This window comes from Microvirga soli (genome assembly GCF_016734765.1).
In the GTDB taxonomy this organism is placed as follows: domain Bacteria; phylum Pseudomonadota; class Alphaproteobacteria; order Rhizobiales; family Beijerinckiaceae; genus Microvirga; species Microvirga soli.
Genome location: NZ_JAERQE010000039.1, coordinates 1 through 16,424, shown reverse-complemented (window position 1 = coordinate 16,424; position 16,424 = coordinate 1). Strand labels below are relative to the sequence as shown.

Genomic DNA, 16,424 nt, shown 5'->3' with positions numbered 1-16,424 from the left:
GCCCCGCACGGACGTCTGCTTGTGCCGCGTGATCAGACATTCGACTTACTTCAGCTCCGTGCCAAGACCAGACCTTCAGCAGCCTCCTGAGTGCGGTGCCTTCACACTTGCATTTTGTTGCTGAGGGTCACGCCTAGCAGAAGTGACTGCTCGGACGGGAGAGGACGCTTAAAGCTCCTCCCTGCAGCGAGCCCATCAGACCTAAGTCGCCTCGGACGTGGGACCTCAGTCCAAATTGCACGCCTCACCGTCTCCGTCACAATCGTTTCGTACTTGGCTTCGTGTTGACGAGGCACACAGGCCCTAAGCGCTCAAGGGGGAGGTTGCGAATGGTCACAGAGAGGCACTGCCACAGCAATACGCAGTTTCCACGCTGCTGGGCCAAGCTCACGGAAACCTATGGGATGGATGGTCGGTGTGAGACAGCCGCGTCCTTGCTGGCCCGCCGTCCCATGCCGTTCAGGGTCGTTAAGCCAGCGCTTGATCCGATTTGGAAGGCTCCTGCTCTTAAGGTCTACACCGGCTATTTCGATGCCGCCATTGCGCGGCTGAAAGCTGAGCGACGCTATCGCGTCTTTGCCGACATCGAGCGCCTGGCCGGGCGTTATCCACAGGCGCTCTGGCACTCCCCGGAGGGACCGCGTCCCATCACGGTCTGGTGCTCCAACGATTACCTCGGCATGGGCCAGAACCGGGACGTGACCCGCGCCATGGTCGAGACGGCCTGGCGCCTCGGCACCGGAGCTGGCGGCACGCGCAACATCTCGGGCAACAGCCACCCCATCGTCGAGCTGGAGGCGGAGCTCGCCGATCTGCACGGCAAGGAAGCCGCTCTGGTCTTCACCTCGGGCTATGTGTCGAACCAGACCGGGATCTCCACTCTGGCCCGGCTGATCCCGAACTGCCTGATCCTGTCGGATGCCCTCAACCACAACTCCATGATCGAGGGCGTGCGCCAGTCCGGCTGCGACAAGGCGGTCTTCCGCCACAATGACCTTGAACACCTGGAAGAACTGCTCCAGGCCGCCGGCGACCGGCCCAAGCTGATCGTGTTCGAAAGCGTCTATTCCATGGATGGGGACGTGGCGCCGATCCGTCAGATCTGCGATCTCGCCGAGCGCTATGGCGCCATGACCTATATCGACGAGGTCCATGCGGTCGGCATGTACGGCCCCCGCGGCGCAGGTCTTGCGGAGCGTCTCGGCGTGATGCACCGGCTCGATGTGATCGAGGGCACTTTGGCCAAGGCCTTCGGCGTCATGGGCGGCTACATCGCGGGTGCCGCGTCCGTTATTGATGCGGTGCGCAGCTTTGCCCCAGGCTTCATCTTCAGCACCGCCCTGCCCCCGGCCGTGGCTGCCGCCGCCACAGCGTCGGTGCGGCACCTCAAGGCCTCGCGGGCCGAGCGACAGGGACAGCAATGCCAGGTAGCTCAAGTCAAGGATGCACTCCTCCGCGCCGACCTGCCTGTGCTGGCAACCCCGACGCATATCGTTCCGGTAATGGTGGGGGACGCGGAAGCCTGCAAGGCAGCCTCGGATCGCCTGCTGGAGAAGCACGGCATCTACATCCAGCCCATCAACTACCCCACCGTGCCCCGAGGCACCGAGCGACTGCGCATCACCCCGGGGCCGCTACATACTGGAGCGCATATCGAGACCCTGACGCAGGCTCTCGTCGAGACATGGAAGGCTCTCGGTCTGTCCTTCAGCGGGTTGGTGCTCGAACCGCAGGAGCGCAAGCAGGCGGCATGGAAGATGGAGCGTAGCCAATGATCCGCGGCGCTCTTCTCCTGCTCTTGGTCATGTCCGCAGGAGGCATCTGGTACGTGATGGCAGGAGCGGAAGAACAAGCCGCAGTTCAGGCCTCGGTTAACAAACCGCTGGCGACCTCTAGTCTGGCTCCCGAGCCTCCAGCACCGGTTCGGACATCCCTACCGCAGAAGAGTTCGCCCCCAGTTCCCGTGATCACCGCTCCTGTTTATGCACTAGCAATGCCGATCACCTGGACCGGCATCGGCTGGATTGAGCCGACCGCGCGCGTCACTGTGCGGACCCGCATCGACGGCACCATTGTCGAGCGTCATGTCCATGACGGTGAGGAGGTCGCAGCCGGGGATCTTCTGTTCCGCCTCGATGATCGCGAGCTCCAGGCGCAGATCGCCCGCGGCGAGGCAGTCCTGGCCCGCGACCGAGCCGTGTTGGCCAAAGCGCAGGCTGCGCTCAAGCGAACTCAGGAGTTGCTGGCCCGCTCCGTGGCCAGTCAGGCCCAGGCCGAAGAGGCCGATGCCGAGGTCAGGATCGCCGCCGCCAATGTTGCGGCAAGCGAGGCGGCTCTTGCTACCGAGCGTACCAGGCTGGGGCACACCAGGATCACGGCGCCGATCAGCGGACGTGCCGGCGTCGTGCAGGGTGGCGAAGGCCATGTCGTGCGAGGCTCCGATCTGTCCGGGGATGGACTGGTCACCATCACACGGATGTCGCCCTTGCAGGTCTCGTTCTCCCTGCCAGAGCGCGATCTTCCGTTGCTCCGCGCGGCTCTTGCAGATCCTAAAGACAAAGGCCGTGCTCGCGTTCTCGCTGGACAGGATGGTCAAACATCAGCAGAGGCGAACCTGACATTCTTCGACTCGTCGGTGGACGTCAGTTCAGGCACCATTCTAGCGAAGGCTGTCCTGAAGGCCAACAACGGCTTATGGCCAGGTCAATATGTTCACGTTGAACTGACGCTCGGCTCACATCCACTGGCGGCGGCCGTTCCGCTCGTCGCGTTGCATGCGGGGGAAAGCGGCCCTTATGTCTTCGTCGTCGGACCGGGGGACATTGTCGAGATGCGCGTGGTGGAGACCATCGCCACGAAGAGTGACGAGGCTGTGATCGCCAAAGGGCTCACTCCCGGCGAGCGCGTAGTGGTCGAAGGTCACGCGCGGCTACGAGACGGCAGTTCAATAACCGAGGCGGCTTTGGCTCCCAAATCGATGGCGCAGAGCTCCCGCACGGCGGACGCCGGACCCGTGCGCCGATGAATGCTTCGGCTCCCTTCATCAGACGACCCGTTGCAACACTCCTGCTGACCGCAGCCCTGATGCTTGCCGGTCTCGTGGCTTACCAGCGCCTTCCTGTCGCCGCCCTGCCCCGGATCGATATTCCCACGATTTCCGTTTCGACTGCGCTGCCCGGTGCGAGCCCTGAGATCGTGGCGGCCACCGTCTCGACGCCACTGATCAAGGAGTTCTCGACCATCCCGTCCGTTCGGGACATCAGCACAACCAACGTTCCTGGCGCATCTTCGATCACTCTGGAGTTTGCCCTGGAGCGTGACATCGATATGGCGGCGACTGATGTCCAAGCCGCCATCGCGCGTGCGCAGCCGCAGCTGCCCGTTGAGATGGCGAGCCCGCCTGTCTACCGTAAGCTCAACCCGGCTGACGCCCCGGTTGTGCTGATCGTCCTGAGAAGCGACACGTATCCTCTTTGGCGGCTTGATGCATTCGGCCGCTCCGTAATCTCACCGCGGTTATCTGCAATCACTGGCGTCGCCCAGGTCACAATCTCAGGCAGCCAAAAATTTGCGGTGCGCATCCAGCTTGACCCGCTGACCCTGGCGGCGCGCGGCATCGGCGTAGACGAGGTGGAGCGTGCCATCCGTGCTGCGAACGCTCAAACGCCCGTAGGCTCCCATACGAGATCGGACCAGCGGTTCACGATCGAGGTCTCGACCCAGCTCGGTAATGCGCAGGCCTGGCGCGATCTCATCATCGCGAACCGCAATGGGCGACCGCTTCGCCTTGGCGATGTCGCCAAGGTGATCGACTCCGTTGAGGACGATCAGCGCGCCAGCAGACATAATGGCTCGCCCGCGCTGGTTGTATCGGTGCAGCGCCAGCCCGATGCCAGCACGATCGATGTGGTGGACCAGGTTCGAGCAGCCCTGCCTCGTATCCAGGAGGAACTGGGACCTGGCGTATCCCTCACCACGATGAACGATCGTTCGGTCTCGATCCGCACGGCCATCGAGGATGTCACCTTCACCTTGGTGCTCACCATCGGCCTTGTCTGTGCGGTCCTTTACCTCGGCATCGGCCGTCTCGCCACGACTCTGATCCCGAGTGTCACCATTCCGGTCTCGATCGTGGCCACCTTCGCGGCAATGTACGCCCTCGGGTTGTCCCTGGACAACATCACGCTGCTGGCTCTGACCCTGTCGGTCGGTCTCGTGGTCGATGATGCCATCGTGGTGACCGACAACATTATGCGTCATATCGAGGCCGGAGCCTCGCCCTACAGAGCAGCCCTGAAAGGAGCGAAGGAGGTTTTCTTCACAGTCGTATCGATTACCGCGTCGCTCATCGCGGCATTCATTCCGCTACTGCTGATGGACGGTGTGGTCGGACGCATCCTCAGCCCGTTCGCCATCACGGTCTCGGTCTCGCTGGCGATCTCCGCTACGGTCTCCTTGAGTCTCACGCCCATGCTCGCGGCCCGCCTGCCAAGTGCCAGGCGGCAGGAAGCCGGCCGCCACAACTGGGCGGATCGCGCGATGTCAGGGCTGACACGCTGCTATGGCGTATGCCTCGACTTAAGCCTGCGGCTCCGCCCTCTGATGCTGATCCTGTTCCTCGTCAGCCTTGCCGCCTCCGGCTGGCTGTTCCGAACCATTCCAAAGGGTTTCCTGCCGCAGGAAGATATCGGGCAGATCACAGTCTCGACCCGCGCGCGCCAGGATGTATCCTTCACGGCCATGGTCGAGTTGCAACGTCAGGTCGAGCAGGTGCTGCGCGCCTCCCCGCATGTGGCCGAGGTGGTCTCGGACATCGGCGCGACAGGTACAACGGGCCTCAACGAGGGGCGGCTGTTCGTGGAGCTGAAAGCCAAGGCCGAGCGGGCGCCGCTTGCGCAGGTGATGACGGATCTGCGCCGGGACCTGGATGAACTGCCCGGCATCGAGAGCCTTGTCGCAACGGCCCAGAATGCCCGGATGGGAAGCCAATCCGGCCGGGGCACGTACCAGCTTACGATGCAGGCCCAGACCCTTGACGAACTGCAGCACTGGTCCGCGCGGCTGGTTCGCAGGATGAGCCAGGACACCATGTTCATCGGCGTCAGGACCGATGCGCAAGAGACAGCCTTGCAGGCCACAATCCGCATCGACCAAGACAAGGCGCGCCAACTCGGGATGACGTCCGAGCAGATCCGTTCGACCCTGCACACGGGGTTCGCTAACCGGCAGGCGGCGGCAATCCATGGCAGCGCAGACAGCTATCAGGTTCTGATCGAGTTCGATCCTCGCTTCGCGCAAACCATGGATCCGCTCGACCTCGTGACCGTTCGATCGGCAAGCGGCACGCTGGTCCCGCTCTCGTCTTTCGCTTCGATGGAGCGAACGTCAGGCCCACGCTCCGTCACCCAGCTGGGACAGCGACCAGTCGTGACGATCACCTTCGATACTCCTGTGGGAATTGCGCTTAGTGAAGCCGTCAATCGGATCAATGCTTTGAAGTTTGAGGAAGGCATCCCTGCGACTGTGACGACCGGCTTTGCCGGAACTGCTCGCGTCTTCCAGGATATGGTGCGCAATCAGCCGCTTCTGCTCGCAGCAGCGATCCTAACGATCTACATTGTCCTCGGCACGCTGTACGAGAGCCTTGTCCATCCTGTCACGATCCTGGCAGGACTGCCTGCCGCTGCCATTGGAGCGGTGTCCGCCCTCCACCTCTACCAGATGGAGTTGAGCATCATGGGGCTGATCGGTATCCTGTTGCTGTTCGGGATCGTGAAGAAGAACGCCATCATGATGGTCGACCTGGCGATCGTCCGTCAGCGCGAAGGCCTCTCGCCGTCCGCAGCGATCCGGGAGGCCTGCCTGATCCGCTTTCGTCCGATCATGATGACCACGGCCGTGGCTCTGGCCGGCGCCGTTCCGATTGCCCTTGGCCAAGGCGCAGGCTTCGAGCTGCGCCAGCCGCTTGGAATTGCGGTGATCGGAGGCCTGATCGTGTCGCAGCTGCTCACCCTCTTCATCACGCCTGTCCTGTATCTCTATATGGAGAGGCTCTCCGGGGTTGGACGGCGGCTATTCCGAATCAGCAAACGACAGCCTGCATAGCTCAGTTTGAGGCCTTTATCGTCTCAACCGAGGAATCACCCTGCTCTTGCTATGGAAGGCCGAGCCTTTAGGATGACTCCAAGCGCCGCTCACAGGCGCAGGGAACGCTCAATTCTCATGCCCTTATCACCGAATGCTCCAGCCGTTTCGCTCCGCAGCGTGGCCATCACCTTCGGGTCGAAGGTGGGCGGCTACACGGCCGTCCAGCACATTGATCTCACAGCATCCCCAGGGGAATTCATCGCTATCGTGGGGCCGACCGGTTGCGGTAAATCCACGCTGCTCAACGCGTCCGCGGGGCTGCTGAAGCCATCCGATGGTGAGGTCGAGATCTTTGGTGCGCCTTTGCATGGCCTCAACAGCCGTGCGGGCTATCTCTTTCAGCAGGACGCACTGATGCCCTGGAAGACAGCTCTTCAGAACGTGGCCGTCGCCTTGGAGCCCAAGGGCGTTTCCCACAAAGAGGCCGAGGCGAAAGCCCGGGATTGGCTGCGGCGGGTCGGGCTCGCCGCCTTTGTCGACCGCTATCCACATATGCTTTCGGGCGGCCAACGAAAGCGGGTCGCCCTGGCACAGATGCTGATCCGCGATCCTGAGATCCTTCTGATGGACGAGCCTTTCGGCCCACTGGATGCGCAGACCCGGCAAATCATGGGCAACCTGCTGCTGGACCTCTGGGCAGCCAATCGCAAGGCCGTTCTCTTCGTCACGCACGACCTTGAGGAGGCGATTGCCCTGGCCGATAGGGTGGTGGTTATGTCGGCCGGTCCCGCGGCCGGTATTATCGGGCAGTTTCCCGTGCCGCTGTCACGCCCACGCGACATTGCGGAGGTGCGGCTCGAGCCCGCCTTCCATCACATTCACAAGGAGATTTGGGCGAGCCTTCGCACCGAGGTGCAAAAGGCCTATGCCCAGGGAGAAGGAGCCTCCTCATGAACCGCTTGAAGCTCATCCTGCTCCAGGTTGCCGTGGGCCTTAGCTTCCTGTTGCTCTGGCATGCCTTAACCGCCTACCCAATTCTCGCTCCGACAAGGCAGACCCAGTTCTTCTTCTCGACTCCGCTCGACGTTCTGGCGAGGGTCTGGAAGGAGTTCGCTTCAGGAGAGATATGGCGACATCTCTGGATCACCCTTGTGGAGACCCTCCTGGCTTTCGCCTTCGGCGCCGGCGGAGGGATCCTGTTCGGCTTTCTGTTCGCCCGCCGCGAACTCCTGGCTGCCGTGTTTGACCCCTATATCAAGGCGGCGAATGCGCTGCCGCGGGTGGTGCTCGCGCCGATTTTCGCCCTCTGGTTCGGCCTGGGGATCTGGTCCAAAGTAGCCCTCGGGTTTACGCTGGTCTTCTTCATCGTCTTCTTCAACGTGTATCAGGGCGTGCGCGAGGTGAGCCCGGTTGTGTTGGCCAACGCCAGGATGCTCGGTATGAACGAACGTCAGCTTCTGCGGCACGTCTATTGGCCGGCAGCGCTCACGTGGATGTTCTCGTCCCTGCACACCTCTGTAGGGTTCGCTCTTGTCGGTGCAGTGGTTGGTGAGTATCTCGGCTCCTCTGCAGGGCTCGGCTATAAAATCCACGAGGCGGAGAGCGTGTTTGACGTCACTGGTGTCTTTGCAGGCATGGTGATCCTGTCGATCTTCGTTATTCTCATCGATTTCGTGGTGACCCTTATCGAGAGGCGCCTCCTAGTCTGGCGCCCTGCCCCATCGACAAACGGGCAGGGTTAGGTAATCCTGCATTCACAATCTGCATCCAAGCAGGGAGAACGAGGATGGAACGCCGTACATTTCTCATCGGAGTCGGAGCAATCGCTCTGTCCAGCGGTCTCAGCCGCAGCGCTCTCGCACAGGCAAAGCCGGAGAAGAGCAAGGTAACCTTGGGTGTAGGCGGCAAGCCGCTACTATATTATCTTCCTCTGACCATCGCTGAACGGAAGGGATTCTTCAAAGAAGAGGGGCTAGAGGTGGAAATTAACGACTTTGGCGGCGGCGCCAAGTCACTCCAAGCCCTCATTGGCGGCTCCGTCGACATCGTCACGGGAGCGTATGAACATACTATTCGCATGCAGGCCAAGGGTCAAGATGTCCGCGCCATAGCCGAGCTCGGGCGCTTTCCCGCTATCGTCATCGCGGCGAAGAAGGAAAAGGCCGGGCAGATCAAATCCGCAGCCGATTTCAAGGGCCTCAAAATCGGTGTGACGGCACCGGGCTCCTCCACCGCGCTCACGGCGCAATACGCCATGGTGAAGGCTGGATTGAAGCCGACGGACGCAGCCTTCATCGGCGTCGGATCAGGTGCGAGCGCTGTTGCCGCCATGCAGAAGGGTGAAATTGACGTGATCTCCCATCTCGATCCAGTCATTTCTAAGCTCGAATCGGATGGAGATATCTCAATCCTGATCGATACGCGCACTGAAGCCGGAACGCGGGCGCTCTTCGGCGGTTCGAACCCGGCAGCAACCCTGTACACGAAGAAGGACTTCATCGACGCTAATCCAATAACGACCCAACGCCTCGTGAACGCCTTTGTGAAGTCGCTCAAGTGGCTCCAGACAGCGACGCCAGAAGATGTCGCGGCAACAGTGCCACCAGAATACCATCTCGGCGACCGCCCGTTATACCTCAAGGCTGTCCAGAATTCTCTCGAAAGCTATTCCCGTGACGGCATTGTCCCACCCGTTGGCATGACGAGTGTCATGGATATGCTGAAGCAGCTCGACCCCGAGTTGAAAGATGCGAAGGTCGACCTCTCCGCAACCTTTGACGACCGGTTTGTGAAGCAGGCTGGTAGTTAACCATCGAGCTAGGCAGGTCGAACATATTTGTATGATCGCTTCTGAGAAGTCCCACTCTCACGGGATCCATCAAAATTTGGCTCTTGAGTGCCGAAGCGAACCAAACGGTTGTGTATGAAAGTGCCAAATCGTGACATGCGTTCATGCTGAAAGCATCCTCCCCCCGAGCACTTTCGAAACAATTCTAGCCAAACACAGTTGCGCCAGGAATAAGGCTACGTAGAATACTCTTAGGCAAAGCACCGAGAATAGGCGCAGCCATGGCTGGGGATTAGCCAGGAGGAAACGCATGTCATCGTTCACGAGACGCGGCTTTGTCGTGTCGGCGTCCACCGTACTTGCAAGTTCTATCATCGGATTGAAACCAACTTTCTCACAGTCCAACTATCCTAATCGACCTATAACGCTCATCTGCCCATGGGGAGCAGGCGGTGGCACCGATGCGACAGCGCGCATCATCGCGCAGGTAATGGAACAGAAACTCGGTCAGCCTGTGAATGTTGTGAACCGAACCGGCGGAAACGGGGTGGTCGGACATACGGCTATTTCAACCGCAGCACCGGATGGCTACACCATAGGCATGCTCACGGTCGAGATAGCGATGATGCATTGGCAGGGGCTGACGGATCTGACGCCGAAAAACTATACGGCCCTGTCGCTGATGAACGTCGACGCGCCGGCCATCCAGGTCAAGGCGGATAGTCCTTACAAGAGCATTAAGGAACTTGCCGACGCCATCAAGGCGGCGCCTCCCGGCAAACTGAAAGCTTCTGGGACCGGCCAGGGCGGTATCTGGCACTTGGCCCTTGTAGGATGGCTGCAGTCTCTTGGCCTCCAACCCAATCACGTGGCCTGGGTGCCTTCGAATGGTGCCGCGCCAGGGATGCAGGACTTGGCAGCCGGTGGCATCGACATCGTGCCTTGCTCGCTTCCCGAAGCCCGACCGATGATCGACGCGGGCCGAGCCAAGAGCCTTGCCATCCTGGCACCAGAACGGAATCCGCAATTTCCAAATGTGCCTACGTTAAACGAGCAGATGGGCGCACACAAATCGGTTGGTGTATGGCGCGGAATCGCCGGACCCAAGGGCCTCCCGGCAGATATTCAGGATAAACTGGTCACCGTGCTCAAGGAAGTTTACGACTCGAAAGAGTACAAAGACTTCATGAGCAGCCGAGGCTTCGGAACCCAATGGGCCGAAAGAGCAGAATACGGTCAGTTCATGGATGAATCCGACCGGCAGATGGGTGAGGCCATGAAAGCCGCAGGCCTGGCGAAGGCTTAGACAGGGTCAGGCCAGAGGCGCTTTCAACTGTTTGGGCGCCTTTGCTTCGGCAGAGGCGCCTGGCTTCATCCTGCCCATTTGCCAAGAGACGCTCGTCCATGCGTTTGTCCGATCGAGTCACTGGCTCATTCGTTGCCACTCTAGGCGTGCTTGCTGCCTATGGTGGCTCACAATTTCCCCCGGTGCCGGGCCAGGATGTCGGACCGAGCGTGTTCCCGATGGTGATAGGCGCAGGCCTCATCCTATGCGGGCTCATGATTGCACTTGGGGTCGGGCACAGCTTTGAAGATGAGGCAGAGGCAGAGGCAGACCTTGCGGAGATTCAGGGGCTGTCGCAACAAGCGATGCCAGTAAACCCTCTGAGGCATAGACTTCGTGCATTATTACCGCCCGGCCTACTTCTGTTTTACGTCTATGCCGCAGATCGCATCGGGTTCGTCCCAACTGCGGCTATCATGATTTTCGCGTCAGCCCTCGCCTTCGGCGCCAAGATCCGCGTGGCCCTTCCGCTCGCGGCACTGGCCCCAATCGCAATACATCTGATCTTCTACAAGCTCCTGCGCGTCCCATTACCTCCCGGCCTTCTACCGATGCCCTGGTGATCATGAACGAACTCCTTGAAGCCTTCCGCCTCGTGCTTGCCCCTGATGTGCTGATTGCGATCCTGCTATCATCGATCTACGGCCTCGTCATCGGATCGCTGCCGGGCCTTTCGGCCACGATGGCGACGGCACTGCTGGTACCGGTGACGTTCTATCTATCGCCCATCGCCGCGGTAGCGTCGATCATCGCGGCTTCCGCAATGGCAATCTTTTCAGGCGATATTCCAGGTTGTCTGCTCCGTATCCCCGGAACGCCCGCCTCAGCCGCCTACACCGACGAGGCCTATGCAATGACCCGTAACGGTCAGGCAGAAGTTGCTCTTGGAGCAGGCCTTTGGTTCAGTGCGCTAGGCGGTATCGCCGGGACGATCTCGCTCGTCGTGATGGCTCCTGTGCTCGCGGAACTGGCGCTTAACTTTTCAACATACGAGTATTTCTGGCTCGCTTTCCTGGGCTTGATGTGCGCCACACTGGTGGCGCGGTCATCCCCGGTAAAAGCAATCGCAAGTATGCTCATCGGGCTTCTCGTCGCCTGCATCGGAATGGAAAACCCAGGTGGCGTGCCCCGCTTCACATTCGGGATTACCGAACTCCTTGGCGGCATCGAGCCTATCCCTGCCCTAGTCGGAGTCTTCGCGGTATCGGAGGTCATCCGCGCCATAGTCTCACCTGAACCGCCTCCTCTGCCGTCTCGCAAATTTGGAAGTATTCTGGCAGGTCAACTCGCCCTTACCATCAAATACTGGCGACAGATGACCCGGGGTAATATTGTCGGCATCATCATCGGCGTTCTGCCGGGAGCAGGCGCCGATATGGCGGCCTGGGTAAGCTATGCGATGTCGAAGCGGTTCTCCAAGGAACGGAAGAAGTTCGGCACTGGGCATCCTGAAGGGCTCGTCGAAGCTGGCGCGAGCAACAATGCGAGCTTGGCGAGCGGTTGGGTGCCGGCCCTGTTGTTCGGAATTCCTGGAGACACAATCACCGCGATCGCCATCGGCGTCCTGTACATGAAGGGCCTTAATCCCGGCCCGACTCTCTTTACGGAGAGAGCCTCGAGCATGTACGCGCTCTACATCATCTTCATTCTCGCCAATATCATCATGATCCCTCTTGGGATCATGATGATCCGGGCGGCGAGTTACATCTTGCGGGCTCCTCGAGCAACGATCATGCCGGTCATTCTGGTTTGTTGCGCGGTGGGAGCCTTTGCAACTGGCAACAACTTGTTTGCAGTCATCTTGGTCGCGGCTTTCGGCGTCATTGGTTATGCGATGGAAAACAACGGATTTCCTGTCGCTGCTATGGTGCTCGGCATTGTGATGGGCACCATGGTCGAGCAGAGCTTCGTCACATCGCTGATCAAATCCGATGGGAGTTTGCTGCCCTTCTTCGAACGCCCGGTTTCCGCAGTTTTGGCAACGATGACGATTTCTGCGCTACTATGGCCGGCGTTCATCTGGTTATGGAGGCGCTTCCGACCGGGGCAGCAGGAGCAAATGTCTTAGGGAGTCACTCCAGGGTGGGAAGCTGAACAACTGCAGGCTTCTATGAACTGGTCTCATCGCGCCGCAAATGTCACAGTAATGATCGGCTAAGAACGTCTGTGCAAAGCTGTGGTATAAGCAAGTCTGTCAGCTATGAGCACCACTGTCTCGCAAACAGACAATCGCTCCCCTACTCTGGTTACATTTCCGTTTCTTACTGAGTTACCATTCGGTTGAGAATATGCTGCTTGAGAGCAACACCATCGTGTCCTACGAAACGATCCGCGTTCCGGTGAGAAGTTAACCACTCTGCCCATGCCGCTCTAATGGATTATCCTAAGCCGTTAGCGAGCGGAGAACGGTGGCCATCAATTTGAGAAGTTCGTCATATTTGCCGAGATAGCCTGTTCGGGCGTTTCTCTGGATCCGGCCAGAACTTATGTCAGAACTGGAGACATTGGTTCGAAGCCGGTGGTGGGTGAGTTATTGTAGGGGCTGTGCTCTTTACGTTCGCTCTAGAGCAACGAGCTTGCCATTGGAGTACGATTCGCCATGGAATGTGGTGCTGAAACAAAGCATTAGCGGCGACGCACTGGCTCCATCAGGACCACCATTGCTCTAGCGCTGCATCCTTTAAAGTGGGTAGCTACTCAGTACACTAGAGCACCGGACGGTTACACGGACGCATACCCGGCTGCCTTGAGGAAGTTCCAACATTCTTGCGGCTCAAACAAGTCGCAGATGCCGCCGAGGGCGCGCCAGAGCGCGTCGAAGGTGCGGGCCTCGGTCTTGCGCAGGTGCGCTTTGATCTTGGCGAAGGCCTGTTCAATCGGGCTTATGTCTGGACTGTACGGCGGCAGAAACAGGAACCAGGCGCCCCTTTGCTTCAGGCACTGCGCGGCCTTTTCGCTCTTGTGAACGGCCAGGTTGTCGAGGATCACCACGTCGCCTTTCTGCAGGGTCGGCGCGAGCTGTGTCTCGATGTAAGCCTCAAACGCCAGACGGGTGATCGGACCATCGATGACCCACGGGGCGCTCAACTCGCTGCACCGCAGCCCTGCGAGGAACGTGTGGGTTTTCCAGTGTCCAAAGGGCGTGCTCATGCGCAGCCGCTGGCCTTTGTGCGAGCGCCCGCGCAGGCGGGTCATCTTGGTGTTGACATAGGTCTCGTCCAGGAACACCAGCCGGTGCGGCTCCTGACGCATGCGCGGCTGACGCTGGGCATGCCAGACCCGGCGCTCATCCCGCACGTCGGCGCGTGCGCACTCCGCCGCCATGAGGCATTTTTTTATATGAGAAGCCACGTCGGCACAGAAAGCGCGAGAGCATTGCGGGAGCCGCCACGATCCCATGCTCGTCCAGCAGCCTTGCGGCGAGCTCGGGCATGGTGATGGCCGGCTCGGCTTCCACGGTCTGGATCAGGAAGCTCTCATAGGGCACCAGCTTGCCACCTCCTGGTGGGCGGCCCTGGCGAGCCGGCGCGAGTGAGCCGGACTGCCGCTGGCGTTGCATGAGCTTGATGGCGCAGCTGTCGCTGACCCCGAAGTGGCGGGCCGCTGCCCGGCAGGAATGGCCCGCCTCGACAAAGGCCGCAACCCGCACGCGCAGATCCAAGGAGAAGCTCTGGGTCATGATCCACCTCCTGCTCTCAGAAGGGAATCACACTTCAGCCCAAGCCGAAACCTCTCGAATCTGCCTTTCAATCCGGTGCTCTAGTATGTTGCACGCCCGCCAGAGACATCAAAAACACCACCGGTCGTGAATGAGCACTCCTCGCTCGCTAGCCAGCAAATCAACGCGGCCACCTCCTCCACTGTCCCGAACCGCCCTATGGGGATCTTCGAGAGCATGAAGTCGATATGGGTTTGACTCATCTGGTCGAAAATTGGTGTTCGGACTGCAGCAGGTGTCACGCAGTTCACTGTGATGTTCGTCTTGGCGAGTTCTTTGCCAAGCGACTTCGTGAGACCAATGACGGCAGCCTTCGAGGCGCTATAGGCGGAGGCGTTGGGGTTGCCCTCTTTGCCGGCAACTGAAGCCACATTGACGATGCGGCCATAGCCTCCTTCCAGCATCGCTGGAACAACACTGCGATTACAGTAGAAAAGGCCATTGAGATTGACTTCAATTACCCTCTGCCAGGCATCGACAGGATACTCCCAGGTCGTCGTATTCGGTCCCGTGATGCCGGCACTTGCCACAAGAATATCGACGCCGCCGAGTACCGAGAGAGTTTGCTCCATGGCAGCATGCACACCCACAGGGTCTGTGATGTCAACATGAATGCCAGTCAGGCCTTCGCCGATTTCGCTGCCGGAGGCTTTAAGTATGGTGGGGCCCACATCCCAAACGACCACTTGCGCTCCCTCGGACGCGAGCCTCATTGCTACACCGAAGCCAATGCCCGATGCGCCTCCGGTCACGACGGCTCTGCGCCCTTGAAATCGCCTAGCGCTGCTCATTGCTCGTCCTTCCTTTAACTAGTTAAGAATGTGCGCCATTCTCTCCATGGTGACAATTGTGCCTACGGATGCTGGAAGCGCGTTCGAAGAGCGCTATTAGAAGCGCTTGAGACTGGCGAGGATTGCGTCGGCAATCTTTGCTAACACGAGCAGCTTGGTGCCCCGGCAGGTTTAGTCAATACTCTGACTTGCGGTTCTGAGGCCATCAGGTCTGACGAGAGAGCTGTGACGCGGCTAGTGTCGGGTCAGGATTGGGCATTAGCACTCCACCAATTTCGAGCAATGAGGCAACTGCTGAGGCTCATCCTTTCAGTAACTCATTAAACTTTGAATACCCGCGGCAACTCAATAGAATGTCTGCATTGGTCAGGTCGTGAAATTGGTTCATTGGCAGAAACGTCCAATGTTCCTGTTCATAACAGAAGTTCACCGGCCGTCCGGAACGTGCCAGAAGCTGACTTTATTGGGTAGCAACGAGGCTACTATGCATGTTGTCCTGAAAACTATCGCGCACCAGTCGCTTGTGGAGCGGCTGGTTCATGAAAGCAATCCTCCTCAGGTCGCGACGGTCAGCATCGGGGTCGCCAAGACGCATCCTTTTCCCGGCAGCACGAGACGACACGCACCCTTGCGCCTTCTGCCCCTTCTCGTACACCGACGCAGGGACCCGTCGTGCGGCTTGCCAACCGTTGATCCAACAGCTTCCGAAACCCGTGACCCAGTTCAGGACGTGGGAGCGCGCCGCGAGCAGCCCATTGACGTCGACTGCTGCATCCGCGCCAAGTTGTCCATCGATCCAGCATTTACGCCTACAAGCCCGCCCGTTGCAGCGCCGTGCGATCTTCGGAGCATCGGAAGGTCGATTTAATCAGCAGATGGGTCGAGATCCGCAAATCTGGGCCGATCTCGCGCATGAGTGCAATAGCAGCCTGCGCCTCCGGAACTCGGCCGGACAACCCATAGGCGATCGCCGCTATACGCCAAGGGGCGGCCTAGGTGGATTGTTCATGCGTGGCTCCGGTCGCCCAAGATGCAGCCTCCCTGAGGCTTCGCGCGCGGATAGGCGCAAAGGCTATGCCGGTGCAACCGAAGCAAAAGAACGAATCCAGTGGGCTCAACCGCATGGCACGGACGAAGCACTTGATGGTGTCGTTCGGATGCCTCAAATAGATCGGCAGCCATCTGCTCACGTCCCATACCGCCGCTGCGCTTCGGTATAGAACCAGCGCTCGCTCCACATGGACCGTACCGGTCTCGACCTCGTCCGTCTGAGTGGGGCAACACCACAATAGACTATCGTTGTTTCCAAAATTTGCGGTTGCGTCCGCGAATGATGGCAAAAGAAAAGAACGTCAGGATGCCAAGTTGGAACAGTCTAAGAGGGCGCCTCCGGGATGACCTTGGTCAGGCTACCGGTGGCAGGGAACAGCGGGATGAGGCAGGCCTGGAGGGCGTGGTAGAGATCCGGCCTGCCGGTGAACACCGTCGCACTGGGCGTCAGATCTTCGCTCAGTTCAGGCCGCCAGCCGCCGTGTCGATGATCGATCAGGTGGCGGTCTGTGAAGCCCCAAAGCGTGCGGTACCATTGCTCGTGGTAGTCGCTTGGGGTGTGCTCGCCCAGGAACGCCGCTGCCCCGATGGCTTCCGCGCAGGGCCACCAGAGCTTTAAAGGCAGCCTCGGCTTGTCGTCCCAGT

11 protein-coding genes and 1 pseudogene are annotated in these 16,424 nt (G+C 59.8%); 9 read left to right on the top strand and 3 right to left on the bottom strand.

What is annotated here, in order from left to right; all coding sequences use genetic code 11:
• Window positions 1–329 precede the first annotated feature (329 nt).
• The 9 genes from hemA to JKL45_RS22850 all read left to right on the top strand — a co-directional run bounded on the left by hemA (window position 330) and on the right by JKL45_RS22850 (window position 12,288).
• Window positions 330–1,775, top strand: coding sequence for a 5-aminolevulinate synthase (gene hemA / locus JKL45_RS22890; protein ID WP_246498838.1), 1,446 nt, complete (start codon window positions 330–332; stop codon window positions 1,773–1,775).
• A complete protein-coding gene (locus tag JKL45_RS22885) occupies window positions 1,772–3,025 on the top strand; it encodes an efflux RND transporter periplasmic adaptor subunit (RefSeq protein ID WP_201864056.1) in 1,254 nt (417 codons plus the stop codon). Before hemA ends, JKL45_RS22885 begins: the two co-directional genes overlap by 4 nt.
• Window positions 3,022–6,105 (top strand): efflux RND transporter permease subunit, encoded by a 3,084-nt coding sequence (locus tag JKL45_RS22880; RefSeq protein ID WP_201864052.1) that lies wholly within the window; start codon window positions 3,022–3,024, stop codon window positions 6,103–6,105. The genes JKL45_RS22885 and JKL45_RS22880 overlap by 4 nt, the downstream gene beginning before the upstream one ends.
• 117 nt (window positions 6,106–6,222) lie before the next feature.
• Window positions 6,223–7,041, top strand: coding sequence for an ABC transporter ATP-binding protein (locus JKL45_RS22875; RefSeq protein ID WP_201864050.1), 819 nt, complete (start codon window positions 6,223–6,225; stop codon window positions 7,039–7,041).
• Window positions 7,038–7,829, top strand: a complete 792-nt coding sequence (locus tag JKL45_RS22870) for an ABC transporter permease (RefSeq protein ID WP_201864047.1) — start codon at window positions 7,038–7,040, stop codon at window positions 7,827–7,829. Before JKL45_RS22875 ends, JKL45_RS22870 begins: the two co-directional genes overlap by 4 nt.
• Before the next feature lie 44 nt (window positions 7,830–7,873).
• Window positions 7,874–8,896 carry an ABC transporter substrate-binding protein gene (locus JKL45_RS22865; protein ID WP_201864043.1) on the top strand — a complete coding sequence of 341 codons (1,023 nt, stop codon included), beginning with the start codon at window positions 7,874–7,876 and terminating at the stop codon, window positions 8,894–8,896.
• 289 nt (window positions 8,897–9,185) lie between these two features.
• Window positions 9,186–10,181 (top strand): tripartite tricarboxylate transporter substrate binding protein, encoded by a 996-nt coding sequence (locus tag JKL45_RS22860; RefSeq protein WP_201864040.1) that lies wholly within the window; start codon window positions 9,186–9,188, stop codon window positions 10,179–10,181.
• Window positions 10,182–10,279: 98 nt separating this feature from the next.
• The gene (locus JKL45_RS22855) at window positions 10,280–10,783 is read left to right on the top strand and encodes a tripartite tricarboxylate transporter TctB family protein (RefSeq protein ID WP_201864038.1); all 504 of its coding nucleotides are present in this window, start codon (window positions 10,280–10,282) and stop codon (window positions 10,781–10,783) included.
• Window positions 10,784–10,785: 2 nt separating this feature from the next.
• Window positions 10,786–12,288: a tripartite tricarboxylate transporter permease gene (locus tag JKL45_RS22850; RefSeq protein ID WP_210345870.1), complete on the top strand. Its 1,503-nt coding sequence runs from the start codon at window positions 10,786–10,788 to the stop codon at window positions 12,286–12,288.
• A 653-nt stretch (window positions 12,289–12,941) separates the two neighbouring features.
• On the opposite strand, the pseudogene JKL45_RS22845 reads toward JKL45_RS22850, so the two are convergent.
• The 3 genes and pseudogenes from JKL45_RS22845 to JKL45_RS22835 form a co-directional block, all read right to left on the bottom strand.
• Window positions 12,942–13,899 (bottom strand): annotated as a pseudogene (locus JKL45_RS22845) (IS630 family transposase).
• A gap of 80 nt (window positions 13,900–13,979) precedes the next feature.
• Window positions 13,980–14,729, bottom strand: a complete 750-nt coding sequence (locus tag JKL45_RS22840) for an SDR family oxidoreductase (protein ID WP_201864036.1) — start codon at window positions 14,727–14,729, stop codon at window positions 13,980–13,982.
• Window positions 14,730–16,104: 1,375 nt separating this feature from the next.
• The coding region (locus tag JKL45_RS22835; protein ID WP_201864034.1) for an AGE family epimerase/isomerase at window positions 16,105–16,424 on the bottom strand (320 nt) is incomplete at its 5' end.

Excerpts from the sequence above, each read along its gene's own strand:
- JKL45_RS22840 (WP_201864036.1), bottom strand. The coding sequence starts at position 14,729 with ATGAGCAGCGCTAGGCGATTTCAAGGGCGCAGAGCCGTCGTGACCGGA.
- JKL45_RS22875 (WP_201864050.1), top strand. The coding sequence starts at position 6,223 with ATGCCCTTATCACCGAATGCTCCAGCCGTTTCGCTCCGCAGCGTGGCC.
- JKL45_RS22860 (WP_201864040.1), top strand. The coding sequence starts at position 9,186 with ATGTCATCGTTCACGAGACGCGGCTTTGTCGTGTCGGCGTCCACCGTA.
- JKL45_RS22855 (WP_201864038.1), top strand. The coding sequence starts at position 10,280 with ATGCGTTTGTCCGATCGAGTCACTGGCTCATTCGTTGCCACTCTAGGC.
- JKL45_RS22885 (WP_201864056.1), top strand. The coding sequence starts at position 1,772 with ATGATCCGCGGCGCTCTTCTCCTGCTCTTGGTCATGTCCGCAGGAGGC.
- hemA (WP_246498838.1), top strand. The coding sequence starts at position 330 with ATGGTCACAGAGAGGCACTGCCACAGCAATACGCAGTTTCCACGCTGC.
- JKL45_RS22865 (WP_201864043.1), top strand. The coding sequence starts at position 7,874 with ATGGAACGCCGTACATTTCTCATCGGAGTCGGAGCAATCGCTCTGTCC.
- JKL45_RS22870 (WP_201864047.1), top strand. The coding sequence starts at position 7,038 with ATGAACCGCTTGAAGCTCATCCTGCTCCAGGTTGCCGTGGGCCTTAGC.
- JKL45_RS22850 (WP_210345870.1), top strand. The coding sequence starts at position 10,786 with ATGAACGAACTCCTTGAAGCCTTCCGCCTCGTGCTTGCCCCTGATGTG.
- JKL45_RS22880 (WP_201864052.1), top strand. The coding sequence starts at position 3,022 with ATGAATGCTTCGGCTCCCTTCATCAGACGACCCGTTGCAACACTCCTG.